General features: G+C 45.2%; 10 protein-coding genes and 3 rRNA genes. 1 reads left to right on the forward strand and 12 read right to left on the reverse strand.

Annotated features, from left to right (window positions below):
• Position 1 precedes the first annotated feature (1 nt).
• The 10 genes from ACAX20_RS09080 to ACAX20_RS09125 form a co-directional block, all read right to left on the reverse strand.
• Entirely contained in the window at positions 2–436 is a 435-nt protein-coding gene (locus ACAX20_RS09080; protein ID WP_371185610.1) for a MaoC/PaaZ C-terminal domain-containing protein, read from the reverse strand.
• Complete coding sequence (locus tag ACAX20_RS09085) at positions 420–1,526, reverse strand: acyl-CoA dehydrogenase family protein (protein WP_371185611.1); 1,107 nt, start codon at positions 1,524–1,526, stop codon at positions 420–422. Before ACAX20_RS09085 ends, ACAX20_RS09080 begins: the two co-directional genes overlap by 17 nt.
• A 10-nt stretch (positions 1,527–1,536) precedes the next feature.
• Positions 1,537–2,514 (reverse strand): OB-fold domain-containing protein, encoded by a 978-nt coding sequence (locus ACAX20_RS09090; protein ID WP_371185612.1) that lies wholly within the window; start codon positions 2,512–2,514, stop codon positions 1,537–1,539.
• A 41-nt stretch (positions 2,515–2,555) separates the two neighbouring features.
• Positions 2,556–3,326 (reverse strand): SDR family oxidoreductase, encoded by a 771-nt coding sequence (locus ACAX20_RS09095; protein ID WP_371185613.1) that lies wholly within the window; start codon positions 3,324–3,326, stop codon positions 2,556–2,558.
• 324 nt (positions 3,327–3,650) lie between these two features.
• Positions 3,651–4,301 (reverse strand): c-type cytochrome, encoded by a 651-nt coding sequence (locus ACAX20_RS09100; RefSeq protein ID WP_371185615.1) that lies wholly within the window; start codon positions 4,299–4,301, stop codon positions 3,651–3,653.
• A gap of 5 nt (positions 4,302–4,306) precedes the next feature.
• A complete protein-coding gene (locus ACAX20_RS09105) occupies positions 4,307–5,620 on the reverse strand; it encodes a molybdopterin-dependent oxidoreductase (RefSeq protein WP_371185617.1) in 1,314 nt (437 codons plus the stop codon).
• A gap of 764 nt (positions 5,621–6,384) precedes the next feature.
• Entirely contained in the window at positions 6,385–7,545 is a 1,161-nt protein-coding gene (locus tag ACAX20_RS09110) for an IS256 family transposase (RefSeq protein WP_371185618.1), read from the reverse strand.
• A gap of 206 nt (positions 7,546–7,751) precedes the next feature.
• A 5S ribosomal RNA gene (gene rrf, locus ACAX20_RS09115) occupies positions 7,752–7,866 on the reverse strand.
• Positions 7,867–8,042: 176 nt separating this feature from the next.
• Positions 8,043–10,924 (reverse strand): 23S ribosomal RNA (locus ACAX20_RS09120).
• Positions 10,925–11,291: 367 nt separating this feature from the next.
• Positions 11,292–12,831 (reverse strand): 16S ribosomal RNA (locus ACAX20_RS09125).
• The 16S, 23S and 5S rRNA genes sit together here, the layout of an rRNA operon.
• Before the next feature lie 1,161 nt (positions 12,832–13,992).
• Between ACAX20_RS09125 and ACAX20_RS09130 the strand changes: the two genes are divergently transcribed.
• Positions 13,993–15,765: an amidohydrolase family protein gene (locus ACAX20_RS09130; protein ID WP_371185620.1), complete on the forward strand. Its 1,773-nt coding sequence runs from the start codon at positions 13,993–13,995 to the stop codon at positions 15,763–15,765.
• 55 nt (positions 15,766–15,820) lie between these two features.
• Here ACAX20_RS09130 and ACAX20_RS09135 read toward each other — a convergent pair whose 3' ends face one another.
• Together ACAX20_RS09135 and ACAX20_RS09140 are read right to left on the reverse strand one after the other, a co-directional pair.
• A complete protein-coding gene (locus tag ACAX20_RS09135; RefSeq protein ID WP_371185621.1) occupies positions 15,821–16,171 on the reverse strand; it encodes a carboxymuconolactone decarboxylase family protein in 351 nt (116 codons plus the stop codon).
• A 280-nt stretch (positions 16,172–16,451) separates the two neighbouring features.
• On the reverse strand, positions 16,452–16,910 hold the full coding sequence (locus tag ACAX20_RS09140; RefSeq protein WP_371185623.1) for a hypothetical protein: 459 nt from the start codon (positions 16,908–16,910) through the stop codon (positions 16,452–16,454).
• Positions 16,911–16,977: the final 67 nt, after the last annotated feature.

The raw sequence follows: 16,977 nt of genomic DNA on the forward strand, positions 1-16,977 counted from the left end.
ATTAGGCCTCCATATTTGTTGCAAAAGTAAGGCTAACTTCACTGGTGACGTGATTACCCAAACCATTGTTGCCTTTGACTAATACGTCAAGTTGCTTGTTAGCCACATCGATTGCGGTGATTTGCCCTTTAAAGACCATGGTATCGCCTGGGTAGTTCGGTGCGCCAAGTTTTACCTTAATGTCGTTAAAACGAACACTAGGGCCAGCCCAATCTTCAACAAATCGCTGTACCAGCGCCGACGTGGTTAAGATGTTCATAAATACGTGTGGCGAGCCCAATTCTTGCGCTGCATCTTTACAGTGATGGCCAGGGAAATAATCACGCGTAGCGATAGCGCCCGAGGTGATTAACGTTGTTGTAATAGGCACTTCCACACTTGGTAAATCATCACCAACCGCTAAGGCTGCTAAGTCAATATTATTCTTCCAGATCATACTTCCATCCCAATACATCATTATCGCTTAACCAATCACCCAGCTCTTCAAGGATGGCTCTGCTACCGCCAAGACTTACACTGATCTCGCGGCTCCAATATAAAAATCGATAAATTGGATAACTGATATCCACACCAAAGCCACCGTGTACATGCTGCGCTTTATGACCAACGATGTGACCAGTTTCACAAGCATGATAAGCCGTTGCTAGCGCTTCTGATGTGGTGCTTTGTTTGGCATCAATACGGTAACATAATTGCCATAAACAACTGCGCAGCGCTTCAACAGCAATATGGCAGTCTGCTAATGACATTTGTACTGCTTGGAACGAGCCGATTGGACGCTCAAATTGCACACGCTCAGATACATACTCGACAGTACGCTCTAATTGACGTTCACTGACACCTAATTGAATTGACGCTTGGCATGCGATCGCTAGCGTGTTTAACTCTAACCAAGCATCTTGATCAAGTATGGCTAACGGTTCAACCGCATCACACTGAATGTCGGCAACGGTGCCACCGTGGTTCATTTCACCATGCTCTAGTTGAATTTGCGATTGCGTTAAATCAACTAACACTAATACCGTTTCGCCATTTTTCGCCGCTGGTAACAAGGCGTAGCGTGATTTATCAACATCGGCAACAGCCACTGAAACACCCGAAGCTAAACCTCTCTCATCAACAGATAAGGCAAACCCTTGCGACTGTATGTGCTGTGCAGTTGCAACGGTGATCATATCTTCACCTGCCGCGGCTTTTTCCAATAGCGGCGCTAAGCTAGATGGCAATTTCTCACCTAGCAAGGCAATTGCCACTTGATTGCGCCATAATGGAATTTGCACTAAGTGACGACCTTGTGCTGTTAATACCACCATCAGGTCTTGCATGCCAAGACCACTACCGCCTAATTGCTCAGGCACGAATAAATTTGTCAGCCCCGTTTCTGTTGCCGCCGTCCAAGCATCATCCATAAAGGTTTTGCCGGCTTCGGTAAAGGCTAACAGTTGTTCATCAGAGCAAAAATCGGCAAACAAGCCATTGGCCATATCGCCAATGGCGACTTGTTCTTCAGTTAATTGAAAATCCATCGTTTTCCCCTTAATCTTTTGCTACGGTAAACATTGGCAGTGTTAATTCACCATCGTCATACGTTTCAAACGACACTTCTACTGCCTGGCCGATGCTTAAATGCTCTTTTTTCACACCAACTAAGCCTGCAACAATACGCGTCCCTTCTTCTAGTTCAACCAACGCAATTGGATTTGGGTGATCAAAAGGTGGGACTTCTGGGTAATGCATGACCACAAATGAATATATATGGCCCTTACCCGAGCTCTTGATATAGCTCATGTCCATGTGCTGACAGGTGCTACAAATTGGACCAGGAGGATGCTGCAGTGTTTCACAGCTTGGGCATTGCTGAATGCGCAACTCGTGCTTAGCGACACCGTCCCAGAAGAACGCGTTATCGTCGCTGATCACCGGCTTAGAGCGCTTGATCTTTGGCACCGCTTGCGCTGATTCTTGTTTCACCGGCTCTGGCTTTTTATGCGGACGGAATTTAAATACGCGGAACAACAAGGTACCGACTGGCTCATCACCTGTCGACTTTTCCGAAAAGAAGCTCAAAGTTAACGTTACAAAATAACCGGTGCCTAGCGCGGTGACTTTTTCGTCACCAACTTCGGTTAATTTGGTCGTGTAGTAAAGAGTTTCACCAACGGTAACATAGCGCTCAAAACTCAGATCTGAGTTTACCGCGACCACCGATTCAAAGCCTTGTGCTTCAAAGTGCTTTAGCGCCTCATACGGATTTTCATCTGTTGAACCCGGTGGGTAGTTATTCATGTGCAAGCCTTCCATACACCATGCTTGCAACATAGCTGGAGGGGCAACAATTGCTTTATATTCTGATTGCTCGGCGAATGCTTGGTCTGTGTATAATGGGTTAGTTACTCCCATCACTTCGCACCATTGCCTGATCATCGCAGGGTTTACAGCATCCCAGGCATAGACCTTGCCATACTGCTTTCCTACCATACTTTTAATTTCATCTAACCATGTAGTATCTGCCACGGTTTTTCTCCCATTGCGTTATGGTTGGCGTTGATAGTGTATTAGTTATCGTTAGAACCTAAAAATGCAGGTTTTTCACCACCACCATGTAAAATGATGTTAGAGCCTGAGACATAGCTCGCTTGCTCTGAACTTGCGTATAAACACGCATTCGCCACATCTTCTGGTAAGCCCATGCGCTGTAGTGGAATGGTTTGCTCCACACGCTTGATGCCCTCTTCATCACCGTAATGAAGATGCGATAATTCGGTTTTTATAAGGCCAGGGCTGATTGCAACAACACGTACTTTTGGTGCCCATTCAACCGCTAATGTTTGCACCAGCGACAACACCCCCGCTTTCGCTGCGCCGTACGCAGCTGTGCCTGGGGATGGACGTACGGCACTGATGCTACCGATAAAGACGATTGAACCGCCTGATTCTTGTTGCTGCATTAAGCGGTTTGCCGCTTGAGCAACATGAAGAGGCGAAATCAAATTTAGTTTGATAATACTTTCATGAAAACGTGGCGAAACTGTCGCGGCATCTGCAACAGGCGCACCACCAGCATTATTAACAAGCACATCAAGACGGCCATATTCTGCCTCGATGACAGCAAATAATTGCTCAATATCTTCACTAACTTTCAAATCTGCGGCAATAAAATGAGCAACGTTATCGCCCACTTGCGGTAACGCTTCAGGCTCTTTACGAGCACAAACAACGACCTTATCGCCGTTTTCTAAGTAAGCTTGACTAATACCAAGGCCGATGCCTTTAGTACCGCCCGTTACGAGGACTACACGAGCGTTGTTATCATTATTATTTTTCATTATTCAGCTCACATTCTATTAGACAGTGCTTGAGTGTAAGGTAGACAGTAAATAGATAACTCGTCTAAATGGACGATTACTAAATCACTATGACTCGACAGTGCTAAGCATTAATTCATCGACCATCGTCAGTTTTCATAATGGAATGTTGCGAAGAACGTTCGGGCTAATTAATAAGGCATTGAAAAGGTTAATAATATTAAGATGGGAATTAAATTATCGGATCGATATGAACTGCCTGTTACTTCAATTTTTTATAACAACATGATGTCAAAAAGGTTGGCTCTGGGCAATCAATAAACGAACATCTTTCAAACACCAAACTTACAGGCCGTAATGTGTCGAAAGATAATCTAATACAGCTTGATAATCATCAGGATCAAGTGGCTCCATGCCTTGTTCATCAATCATCCATTGCAAGGTTTCGTCCCAACTATCGCGACTAAGTCCTTGCTGAGCGACCAAATGCAGAGAATGACATGACGAGCAAGCACTGGCAACAAGACCCATATTATCACCGGATTTCAAAACCCCCTCACCCGCCGACAGAGGTGTTTGCTCTGCTTCAGATGTGCGCCAATTAATAGGGTTAGGATTACTCGTACCAAGCCACGCTATGATTGCCGCGCGAGTGCCCGCATCTTTAACACCTGAAAACAGCATATTGGTGCCGGGAGCATAATTCTCGGGCGCTTTTAAAAACGCATCGAGGGATCCTGCATCCCAACGGCCTTTAAGTTGTGTAAGTGATTCGCTGTAATTAAAACCTTGATAACTTGCAATATCACGCTCAGCTAAGCCCCATAATGGCGGACCAACTAACGACTTACCATCGGCGTTAAATTGATGGCACGTTTTGCAAACGAGTGCTTGTTGTTTACCTGCCTCTATCAAGGCTTTATCAACCGCTTCGGCATGGCTGTTCGTAATGCATAAAGTAGCGAACAGCACTCCTGATACAGCAATATACTTCATGTTACTTATGCCTTGACCATCAAGGCGATGCGGTGGAACGAGTTATTTAAATACCCCTTAGGGTTCCAGGCAATCGCAAATGGTTGAGATACGCCTTGATCATCGGTCGCTTTCGCCCAGACTTCATAGTAACCAGATTGCGGAAACTTAACGTTAGCATTAAAGGTTTGCCACGCACCAGTATTCTTCGGTACAGACAATTTCGCATCAATCCATGTTGCACCAAAATCGATTGATAACTCAACTTTTGTCACTCTGCGATCACCAGACCACGCGTGACCTCGTACAGCGACTTCCTTACCGGAAATTTCACTGTTTGTTTGCGGTGACGTGATCAGCGATTTCACAGGCATACGCTCAATGATTTCAAAGTCTTCTTCCGCGACTTTCTCACCCGGCGCTACGGGTCGATTGGGCACTCGATACGCCTTACCAGTCATCTTCGCACCATCGTGTACTTGGTCACGAACTTCAATCCTCGTTAACCATTTTTGCGAGCATGAACCTGGCCAGCCAGGGACCACTAATCGCAATGGTGCGCCGTTCATCGGATGCAAAGGCTCACCATTTTGGGCAAAAGCAATAAGGTTTTCTGAGCCTAGCGCTTTAGCGATCGGTAAACCTCGAGATATAGGTAATTTACCCTCTTTACCTGATAGGTGTTTATCGGCGCCATAGTGAGCGGTGTAGACTGCCTCTGATTTTACACCAGTGGCTTTCAACACATCAGCTAGTCTTACCCCAGTCCAATTAGAACAAGCTACCGCGCCATAAGTCCATTGATTACCTTTAGCTTTCGGTTCAAAGAATGCACGGCCATTACCACCACACTCAATCAATAATTGTTGCTCAACCACCTCAAAATTCTTTTTTAAATCAGCAATCGACAAAGTCATCGGTTTATCAACAAACCCATCAATGGTCAGTGTCCACGCGTCTGGATTGACGTTTGCTGGTGGAATGCCGTTATTACGGATAAAGTGCCTTTTTGTCGGCGTGACATCATCATTAAGTAAATGTGGTGGGGTTTCGGCGTTGACGGGACGATCGTTAAGTACCGTTAAACCATCTTTACCCGTTATCGTCACATCACCAAGACCTTCAGCAAACGCGGCAGGGATCATGCCTGCTGGCATATTACGATGAAATGGGATTGCCCCACCAAGTACGGCGGCCATGGTTGCTAAACCCGCGCCCTTTAAAAATCCCCGTCTATCAGGATAACTTTTTCGACCAAAAATATATTCATCAGCCAATGACGGGTTATTTTGATAATACTTATAAATGCCTTGAGCCTTAGAATTATCGTCGTCTTTCATCTAGGTTTCCTTTATTTAGCTGTTCTAATTAAGCGATTTACAAGGAGATATCTGCCAATTCATAAAGAAAGCAAGCAAGCAAGCAAGCAAGCAGATAGTAAACTACATGTTTATAAAGGTAGACAATGCAGACAGAACAGCCAACTGAGAAAGTGCGCAAACACTGAACTCAAAGTTGAAGTAACAGATACATTTACGAAAGGTACAGGATAGGAAATCGTGTGGTCGGATTCGTTATAGCTCGCTATTGTGACAGAAGCTCCGAGCCAAAAACATGCTGGGATGACGTACATGGATGTACGAATGCCGCGAGCGCAAGGAAGCGCAAGAGCGGTGACGTACATGGATGTACGAATGCCGCGAGCGCAGCGATGCACAAGAGTGACGAGGGTGCTATTTTCTAAAACAGATAAACGTCATCCCGGAATCGCGCAGCGATGTCCGGGACCTCGTTTAGTGTGCAAAGGCTTCGTTACACCCACACTTTTACGACAGGAGGTTCCAGCCTCCGCTGGAATGACGGCACCACTTTTCTAGAAACAGATTAACGTCATCCCGGAATCGCGTAGCGATGTCCGGGACCTCGTTGAGCGAGCAGAGGCTTAAAAAATATTAATATACGGAAAGCAAAAAAACCGTCACGAGGACGGGTTTTCTTAATTGGAAGCCTAGCGATAAGCCGCATGGATGTGGTGAATATCGAAAATGCATGGTACCGTCCCAGAAAGTGTGTCTCTCTTATTTTAATTTCAGTTTCAAATTACCTAGTTAAACAAGTTACTTTTCTCAAAGCGACTTATCGGGTATTGGTAAGTCGTTTTATTCATATCCAGTGCTACCTTACTTAGAATGGTTAATACAGAATCAACACTTGGCATGGAATTCCTTATTTTTAACGTTCGTTTGAATGATTTATTTAATCGTTCAATCCAGTTGGTAGTATAAATCATATTGCGGATGATCGGCTCAAAGTCCAAGTATGTGGCGTAATACTGCAAGTACGGCTTATCAATAAACATCTTAAAGTTAGAATATCTCTTACCCCACTTCTCATATAACCACCGAGCGCGGATCATAAGTTCTTCACGGTCATCTGATTGATCATCTAAATTAAAGACAAACCTCAAATCATCAGCGACTTCACCACGATGAGACTTCTTCACTTTTTTTAAGATGTTGCGTTTCATATGTAAGACGCACTTTTGAATTTTACATTGATAATGCCGTTCAATGGCCGAATCTAAGCCCGATAGGTTATCAATCACAGCAAGGTCGATTTGCTTGAGGCCACGCTCCTTTAAATCTAACAAGATGTCATCCCAATTGGCTGCTGATTCGGTCGGTGCATTGTAAATACCAATCACTTCACGAGTCATGTCGTGCTTTACCGCTAAAACGATATAGTAGGCTTCGCTAGAAACCGTTTCACGCTTTGTTTTGATAAATGTCGCATCGAGATAAATGATGGGGTAATAATCGCATAACTTCTGTTTTCTGAAGTCTTCCATTTCCTCATATAGGCTCTTAGTAATGCGCGATACGGCGCTTCGAGTGAGCTTTTGGCCATAGATAGATTCAGTTATTGATTCAATTTCTCGAGTTGTAAGCCCCTTGGCATAAAGCTCAAAACAAAGTTCGTTCAGTGTATCGCTTTGCTCTTTCATGACATTGAGGATCCAAGGCTTGAATTGATTTAATCGATCACGAGGTACCTGTAAAGATAGAGCATCACCTATACCTAAGCCTGCCACAGGTCTATAGCCATTGCCTTTGTTACCTTGAGAAGATCTTAGGTATTCCGTTCGCTCAGCTTTCATAAATGAATTAAGGGCGAGCTCTAATACCTGATTTAGACCACCTGGCTTTTGGATTAAAGAATCTAATGCTGCTTGAATTTGCTTACTATTCAGCGTTAAATTAGTCATAGTCTCTCTCCGTTTGTTGTTGATTGTTTTTTGGTCGAAACTTTCAACTAAACTAAGAGAGACTTTTTTATTTGTCTAGTGGGACACACTTTAGTGGGACGGTATGAAATGCATAGATGCGATTTTTCGATGACTACGACGTAGGTCGAGCCAATACCTTAAACGAGAAAAGCCCGTTCCTTTGAACGGGCTTTTCAGAATTGGAAGCCTGGCGATGACCTACTCTCACATGGGAACTCCCACACTACCATCGGCGCTACTTCGTTTCACTTCTGAGTTCGGCATGGGTTCAGGTGGTTCCAAAGTGCTATTGTCGCCAGACAAAAAACTTTTATACATGGATGTATTTATGTCGCGAAGCCATGGATGGCTAGGAGCGACGATTCCACGTATTTAATAATCTGGAAATCTGATATTTAACTTTTTCTTTCAATATGAATGCTTGAACTTTTTTATGTCAGACCACATACACCTGAGGAAAACCTCTTGGGTGTTGTATGGTTAAGCCTCACGGGCAATTAGTACAGGTTAGCTCAACGCCTCACAACGCTTACACACCCTGCCTATCAACGTCGTAGTCTCCGACGACCCTTTAGGGGACTCTAAGTCCCAGTGAGAACTCATCTCAAAGCCTGCTTCCCGCTTAGATGCTTTCAGCGGTTATCAGTTCCGAACATAGCTACCCGGCAATGCCACTGGCGTGACAACCGGAACACCAGAGGTTCGTCCACTCCGGTCCTCTCGTACTAGGAGCAGCCCTCTTCAATTCTCAAACGCCCACGGCAGATAGGGACCGAACTGTCTCACGACGTTCTAAACCCAGCTCGCGTACCACTTTAAATGGCGAACAGCCATACCCTTGGGACCGACTTCAGCCCCAGGATGTGATGAGCCGACATCGAGGTGCCAAACACCGCCGTCGATATGAACTCTTGGGCGGTATCAGCCTGTTATCCCCGGAGTACCTTTTATCCGTTGAGCGATGGCCCTTCCATACAGAACCACCGGATCACTATGACCTACTTTCGTACCTGCTCGACGTGTCTGTCTCGCAGTTAAGCTGGCTTATGCCATTGCACTAACCGTACGATGTCCGACCGTACTTAGCCAACCTTCGTGCTCCTCCGTTACGCTTTGGGAGGAGACCGCCCCAGTCAAACTACCCACCAGACAGTGTCCCCAGCCAAGATAATTGGCCCAGGTTAGAACATCACGCATACAAGGGTGGTATTTCAAGGATGGCTCCACAGATACTGGCGTACCTGCTTCAAAGCCTCCCACCTATCCTACACATGTAGGAGCAATGTTCACTGTCAAGCTATAGTAAAGGTTCACGGGGTCTTTCCGTCTAGCCGCGGGTATACGGCATCTTAACCGCAAATTCAATTTCACTGAGTCTCGGGTGGAGACAGTGTGGCCATGATTACGCCATTCGTGCAGGTCGGAACTTACCCGACAAGGAATTTCGCTACCTTAGGACCGTTATAGTTACGGCCGCCGTTTACCGGGGCTTCGATCATGAGCTTCGCTTGCGCTAACCCAATCAATTAACCTTCCGGCACCGGGCAGGCGTCACACCGTATACGTCATCTTTCGATTTTGCACAGTGCTGTGTTTTTAATAAACAGTTCCAGCCACCTGGTTACTTCGACCGACCGGTGCTTACTCCGCAAGGGATTCACACTAGCCGGCGTACCTTCTCCCGAAGTTACGGTACTATTTTGCCTAGTTCCTTCACCCGAGTTCTCTCAAGCGCCTTAGTATTCTCTACCTAACCACCTGTGTCGGTTTGGGGTACGGTTCCTTATAATCTGATGCTTAGAAGCTTTTCCTGGAAGTATGGCATCAACAACTTCAACTCCGTAGAGTCTCGTCTCGTATCTCAGCCTTAGGAGTCCGGATTTGCCTAAACTCCCAGCCTACATACTTTCACATGGACAACCAACGCCATGCTTGCCTAGCCTGCTCCGTCCCTCCTTCGCAATTATAAGAAGTACAGAAATATTAATCTGTTTCCCATCGACTACGCGTTTCCGCCTCGCCTTAGGGGCCGACTTACCCTGCCCTGATTAACATGGGACAGGAAACCTTGGTCTTTCGGCGTGGGGGTTTTTCACCCCCATTATCGTTACTCATGTCAGCATTCGCACTTCTGATACCTCCAGCATGCTTTACAACACACCTTCAACGGCTTACAGAACGCTCCCCTACCACTTGAACCTAAGTTCAAATCCGCAGCTTCGGTGCTATGTTTAGCCCCGTTACATCTTCCGCGCAGACCGACTCGACTAGTGAGCTATTACGCTTTCTTTAAAGGATGGCTGCTTCTAAGCCAACCTCCTAGCTGTCTGGGCCTTTCCACATCGTTTCCCACTTAACATAGACTTTGGGACCTTAGCTGGCGGTCTGGGTTGTTTCCCTTTCCACGACGGACGTTAGCACCCGCCGTGTGTCTCCCGGATATCACTCACTGGTATTCGGAGTTTGCAAAGGGTTGGTAAGTCGGGATGACCCCCTAGCCTTAACAGTGCTCTACCCCCAGTGGTGTTCGTCCGAGGCTCTACCTAAATAGATTTCGGGGAGAACCAGCTATCTCCCGGCTTGATTAGCCTTTCACTCCGACCCACAGGTCATCACCGCATTTTTCAACATACGTGTGTTCGGTCCTCCAGTTGATGTTACTCAACCTTCAACCTGCCCATGGGTAGATCGCCGGGTTTCGGGTCTACACCTTGCAACTAAACGCGCAGTTAACACTCGCTTTCGCTACGGCTCCCCTAATCGGTTAACCTTGCTACAAAATGTAAGTCGCTGACCCATTATACAAAAGGTACGCAGTCACCCGAAGGCTTCCACTGCTTGTACGTATGCGGTTTCAGGTTCTATTTCACTCCCCTCACAGGGGTTCTTTTCGCCTTTCCCTCACGGTACTGGTTCACTATCGGTCAGTTAGGAGTATTTAGCCTTGGAGGATGGTCCCCCCATATTCAAACAGAATTTCACGTGTTCCGTCCTACTCGATTTCACGGTAAGGTCATTTTCGTGTACGGGACTATCACCCTGTATCGTCAAGCTTTCCAGCTTATTCCACTAATTCACAAACCGCTTAAGGGCTAATTCCCGTTCGCTCGCCGCTACTAAGGAAATCTCGGTTGATTTCTTTTCCTCGGGGTACTTAGATGTTTCAGTTCTCCCGGTTCGCCTCGTTAAGCTATGTATTCACTTAACGATACCTGCCTTATGACAGGTGGGTTTCCCCATTCGGAAATCTGTGCTTATAACGCCTTTTATCGGCTCAACACAGCTTATCGCAGATTAACACGTCCTTCATCGCCTCTAACTGCCAAGGCATCCACCACATACGCTTAGTCACTTAACCATACAACCCCAAAAAGTTTCGAGTGCCTTGGTGACAAAACCAAGACCAAATGTATGTCTGACATGTTCACGCATTCATAAATGAATGTTCCAAACACGGATGTTTGGATGTCGAATTGTACATGGATGTACTAAATTCGACCTTGAAAGAAATTGATTTTAAAAATCAATTTTTGAAGAATTTCTTCTTCGTTTTGGTATTTCACATTTTATTGAAGAACTACGCGACATAGTCTTCTATGAAATACCGGGTTTAATATCAGCTTTCCAAATTTTTAAAGAGCATCATGTCTAAATCTATGACTTAGGCATGCGAATGTTATCATTCAATTTGTGTGAACACTCGACAAGGAATGTTTTACTTAAGGTAAGGAGGTGATCCAACCCCAGGTTCCCCTAGGGTTACCTTGTTACGACTTCACCCCAGTCATGAATCACAAAGTGGTAACCGTCCTCCCGAAGGTTAAACTAGCTACTTCTTTTGCAACCCACTCCCATGGTGTGACGGGCGGTGTGTACAAGGCCCGGGAACGTATTCACCGTGGCATTCTGATCCACGATTACTAGCGATTCCGACTTCATGGAGTCGAGTTGCAGACTCCAATCCGGACTACGACGGACTTTCTGGGATTCGCTCCACCTCGCGGTCTTGCTGCCCTCTGTATCCGCCATTGTAGCACGTGTGTAGCCCATCCCGTAAGGGCCATGATGACTTGACGTCGTCCCCACCTTCCTCCGGTTTATCACCGGCAGTCTCCTTAGAGTTCCCGCCCGAAGCGCTGGCAAATAAGGATAGGGGTTGCGCTCGTTGCGGGACTTAACCCAACATTTCACAACACGAGCTGACGACAGCCATGCAGCACCTGTCTCAGAGCTCCCGAAGGCACCAAACTATCTCTAGTAAGTTCTCTGGATGTCAAGGGATGGTAAGGTTCTTCGCGTTGCATCGAATTAAACCACATGCTCCACCGCTTGTGCGGGCCCCCGTCAATTCATTTGAGTTTTAACCTTGCGGCCGTACTCCCCAGGCGGTCAACTTAGCGCGTTAGCTACGCTACCCACAGATCAAGTCCACAGACAGCTAGTTGACATCGTTTACGGCGTGGACTACCAGGGTATCTAATCCTGTTTGCTCCCCACGCTTTCGTGCCTCAGCGTCAGTATTTGTCCAGGTGGCCGCCTTCGCCACTGATGTTCCTTCCAATCTCTACGCATTTCACCGCTACACTGGAAATTCCACCACCCTCTACAATACTCTAGACAGCCAGTTCGAAATGCAGTTCCAAGGTTGAGCCCTGGGCTTTCACATCTCGCTTAACAATCCGCCTACGCACGCTTTACGCCCAGTAATTCCGATTAACGCTCGCACCCTCCGTATTACCGCGGCTGCTGGCACGGAGTTAGCCGGTGCTTCTTCTGTAGGTAACGTCACAGATAGCCGATATTAGCGACTACCCTTTCCTCCCTACTGAAAGTGCTTTACAACCCGAAGGCCTTCTTCACACACGCGGCATGGCTGCATCAGGCTTTCGCCCATTGTGCAATATTCCCCACTGCTGCCTCCCGTAGGAGTCTGGGCCGTGTCTCAGTCCCAGTGTGGCTGATCATCCTCTCAAACCAGCTAGAGATCGTCGCCATGGTAGGCCATTACCCCACCATCTAGCTAATCTCACTTGGGCTAATCTAAAGGCGAAAGGTCCGAAGATCCCCTCCTTTGGTCCGTAGACATTATGCGGTATTAGCAGTCGTTTCCAACTGTTATCCCCCACCTAAAGGCATATTCCCAAGCATTACTCACCCGTCCGCCGCTCGACGCCTTCTAGTAAACTAGAATCGTTTCCGCTCGACTTGCATGTGTTAAGCCTGCCGCCAGCGTTCAATCTGAGCCATGATCAAACTCTTCAATTAAAAATTAAATCGTGATTCCGAAGAATCGACTCAATGAATTACGCTTGTTGGTATTGCTACCAACTTGACATATGTCGTTTTGCGTGTCACTCATCAAGTTATGTCTTAAAGACAATATGGTAAAACCATTTTCTTGTGAGTGCTCACACAAATTGCATGATAACTATTTGTTAAAGAATTGAAGTAACAATCGCATTCGTTATTACTTGAACTTCATCGGCGTTTGCCGTTGAAGTGGATGCGCATTTTACGCATCTCAGTTTCGATGTCAACACTTTTTAAAAATTAAATTTCAAAAGTTTTTGTTGACCGTTAAGGCTCATATTGAACAACTTAACTTATCAAAACACCCCGTTGGCCTTTGCCGTCGAAGTGGATGCGCATTTTAGTGATTTTTGCGCGGACGTCAACACCTTTTTTGAAAAAGATTGAAATTACCGAACAAATGTTCAAATAACGTACAAACCATACATTTAAAGCTCCCTCGCTCCCTAAATAAGCTTTTAACCAATGAAATAAAATGTCTAATTAAAGCTGATCGAAACGGCATCAGAATAAATATAACAAGGTAAAATAAGTCGCTTAACAAATTTTTAACTTATCGATACAGTAAAGATATTAGCAAAAGAACAGTAAAGCCGAAAAACAAACGCTTTACCCGAAACACGCTTGCCTAATTAAGAACATAGTTATTTGCTTAATCAATGTTATTTCATTGCACTGGAATACGAATTTTTTACGTCATTTATAGAATTTGCCGGTTCATGACTAATTGCTTTGATATTTTTGATAATCCATCGATACTGATAATTCGTGCACATCCAAAGTGTCCCTTTTACCATGAGCTATTCACATTACTCCCTATTGAATCTGCCCCTCACGTGAAGTTATCGGCTATTTTGATATTACCTCCCCTGTTGATGCTCTAGCATCAGTTACAAAACCGCATAAGTACGCACAGACAGACAATAAGACGACGTATTTCATTTTTCACTCCTCAATTTAAGAGTGTCGTTCAAAGGTAAAGAATTAAGTTACTAAACTCATGCTTGCGCAAAAAACAAACCACTTGCCATTATTTGAAGGGCTGTTTAGTATTTCTCTAGCGCTTAAATAAAAGATAAATAAAACAATAAATTAATACTCTTATAGGGATAAATAATGGACCATACGACGCGCAAGGCTGGGTCTTCTCATTACGATACTATTATCCTCGGTGGTCTTTATTTCGATGGTAACGGTTCAAAGCCACGCTTACGTGATATTGCCATTAAAGACGGTAAGATAGCCAAGGTATGTGAGCCTGGTGATCTCAACAAAGATGCTTACCACAATACAATCGATGCAACGGGGCGCTGGGTAATGCCTGGCTTTTTGGATACCCATACGCACTATGATGCAGAAATGATTGTTTCCCCATCACTTAGCGAATCCGTGAGGCATGGTGTAACTACTGTTTTAGTCGGTAGCTGCTCACTCAGCATGATTTGCAGTGACGCAGAAGATGCGTCTGACATTTTTACACGCGTAGAAACAGTGCCTCGTGAAAAAGTACTCCCCATACTAAAGCAAAGCAAAACATGGCGCACACCCAAAGAGTGGAAAGCGTTCGTAGCCAACCAGCCACTCGGCCCCAATTTGATCTCGTTTGTAGGTCACAGCGATCTTCGCACCGCGGCGATGGGACTATCGCGAGCCACGGATAAGACCGAAAAACCAACTCGGGAAGAAATGCAATGGATGCTAGATACACTGCAACAAGCCGTTGACGAAGGTTTTTTGGGATTATCGTCGATGTGTTTAACATGGGATAAAGTCGATGGTGATCGTGAGTGGTCAAAAAGTCTGCCGAGTACTTATGCTCACTGGAGCGAGATTTCCGAGCTCAACAAGATCCTGCGTAAGCATAATCGCATTCATCAAGGCGCGCCCAATGCCGCAATGCCACTACAGATTGTTCAATACTTAAAAGAGTCAATGGGGTTCTTTGTTAGGAAACCATTAAAAACCACATTGATATCACTGTTAGACTTAAAAGGTAACAAGACCGTAAAGCCATTGGCCCAATTATCTTCGAAACTGGTCAATTGGTTTAACGGCGACTTTCGTTGGCAGCTATTACCGACGCCGTTCACGATTTACGCTGATGGCATTGATGTTGTTTTTTTTGAAGAGTTCGGTGCGGGTGAAATGGCGTTGGACTTAAAAGATCACATTGAACGTAACGCACTACTGCAAGATGAAAACTACCGTCGTACTTTTAGGAAGTTTTACGGCGAAAAGTTGAGCCCGCGCGTATGGCAACGGGACTTTGGCGATGCCATTATTGTTGAATGTCCTAACCAAAGTCTTGTGGGTAAGAATTTCGCCGAAATAGCGCAAGCGAAAAATATCCATGTTGTTGACTTGTTTCTCGATCTTGTCGTCGAGTACGGCCGTAAGTTACGTTGGTATACCACGATAGGAAATCATCGCCCCGATGTGCTTGCTAACATGGTCAAAGATAAGAACATACTGATCACTTTCTCAGATGCTGGGGCACACATTCGCAATATGGCGTTCTATAACCTGCCTTTGCGATTTTTAAAGATGATTTACCAGTCGCATCAACAGGGTAAGCCAATCATGTCGATGGAAAAAGCTGTGTGGCGTTTAACCGGTGAGCAAGCCAACTGGCTAGGTATTGAAGCTGGGCGAATCACTGTCGGTGACCGCGCTGACTTGGTCATCATTAACCCAGACATGTTTGACCAAGATCTTGAGCGCATGCATTGGGCCGATATGGAAAACTTTGGTTTAAAACGACTCGTTAATCGCAATCCTGGGCTCGTCGACTATGTACTTATCAACGGTAAGATTGCGCTAGAAAAGGACACACTGAGCCCGAATCTTGGTAAAGATAAAGGGTTTGGTCAATTCCTTGCTGCTCAATAACACCTCATAAAAGCGTGAATAAAGTCATTGGGCTATGCACTCCAAAGAACGTTAGCTACTTAACATTCTCAGTAAATTCATCAAAAGCTTGAAGAGCATCAGCTGCATACATAAGCGAGGGGCCGCCGCCCATGTAGATTGCCATCGCAAGGGTTTCTTCGACTTCTTGTCGAGACGCGCCTAGCTCGACTAAGGCTTTGGCATGGAAACCTATACAACCGTCACACCGTGTTGATACACCAATAGCAAGTGCAATTAGCTCTTTTGTTTTCTTATCCAGTGCACCATCAGCTGTTGCCGATTGAGCCATGGCTGAAAAGCCTTTCATGGTATCCGCTATATTCGGGCGAAGATTTCTGAGGTTAGCAGACAAAGCTTGGGTAATATCGATATATGATTTACTCACGCGAAACTCCTTTGTATTAAATTACATAAACTAAATAAGTACTCATGGGGATATACCTGTAGACATGAATGGCCATTTCCGTTGTTAAAATATCCAAATATTTATACAAGCACATTCAATTATTAGCGTAAGCACAAACGAACAGCCAGTTTTTATGCTTCCCATTGTTTGTAGTTTTTATACTTATTTGGCTACATAAGGTGTGAATGACTCAAGTGCTATATCAGTAAAAGTGAGTTTGTCACTGCTATAAGGTTTTTCGTTTTAAATTGAGGTTCTATCAAGAGGCTTTGTTTTTCGGGCAAAAAAATAGCGCCGCATCAAGCTTGGGGATTCCTGCTAAAGTAGTCATATTATTTACGGCTTTTTCGAGAGTCAAAGTGCTCCCAGCCAGTGATCCCGATAATGTACGAGCTATACCATTGGATACATTGACATCTAACATTCCCAATTTATATTGACCATCATCCAATCCTCCTGCGACGATGCAGTCGCTGATGAGCCCCATTTTTTCGGAACCTTTCAAACGGTAAATTAAATCTAAAAATCCCTGATGTAAGTGAACTCCATCTGCGATAACCTCAACATAAGCGTTTCGGTCTAGTAATACGGCGCCGGCACAGCCCGGATCTCTATGATGAATGCCTCGCATTCCATTAAAAACATGTAGACCACCGCAAGCTCCTGCGTTTAGTGCATCACACGTTTGTAGACAATCGGCGTTAGCGTGTCCAATCATAGGTTTAATATCGTGTTCAGCAAGATATTAAATACATTCTGCAGAGCTTTCTAGTTCTGTATCTAGA

This window comes from Thalassotalea sp. Sam97, assembly GCF_041379765.1.
In the GTDB taxonomy this organism is placed as follows: Bacteria; Pseudomonadota; Gammaproteobacteria; order Enterobacterales; family Alteromonadaceae; genus Thalassotalea_A; species Thalassotalea_A maritima.

What these genes read in the sequence shown, in the direction of transcription:
- ACAX20_RS09100 (WP_371185615.1), bottom strand. Translation starts at nt 4,301, where the DNA reads ATGAAGTATATTGCTGTATCAGGAGTGCTGTTCGCTACTTTATGCATT.
- ACAX20_RS09085 (WP_371185611.1), bottom strand. Translation starts at nt 1,526, where the DNA reads ATGGATTTTCAATTAACTGAAGAACAAGTCGCCATTGGCGATATGGCC.
- ACAX20_RS09095 (WP_371185613.1), bottom strand. Translation starts at nt 3,326, where the DNA reads ATGAAAAATAATAATGATAACAACGCTCGTGTAGTCCTCGTAACGGGC.
- ACAX20_RS09105 (WP_371185617.1), bottom strand. Translation starts at nt 5,620, where the DNA reads ATGAAAGACGACGATAATTCTAAGGCTCAAGGCATTTATAAGTATTAT.
- ACAX20_RS09140 (WP_371185623.1), bottom strand. Translation starts at nt 16,910, where the DNA reads ATGATTGGACACGCTAACGCCGATTGTCTACAAACGTGTGATGCACTA.
- ACAX20_RS09130 (WP_371185620.1), top strand. Translation starts at nt 13,993, where the DNA reads ATGGACCATACGACGCGCAAGGCTGGGTCTTCTCATTACGATACTATT.
- ACAX20_RS09080 (WP_371185610.1), bottom strand. Translation starts at nt 436, where the DNA reads ATGATCTGGAAGAATAATATTGACTTAGCAGCCTTAGCGGTTGGTGAT.
- ACAX20_RS09110 (WP_371185618.1), bottom strand. Translation starts at nt 7,545, where the DNA reads ATGACTAATTTAACGCTGAATAGTAAGCAAATTCAAGCAGCATTAGAT.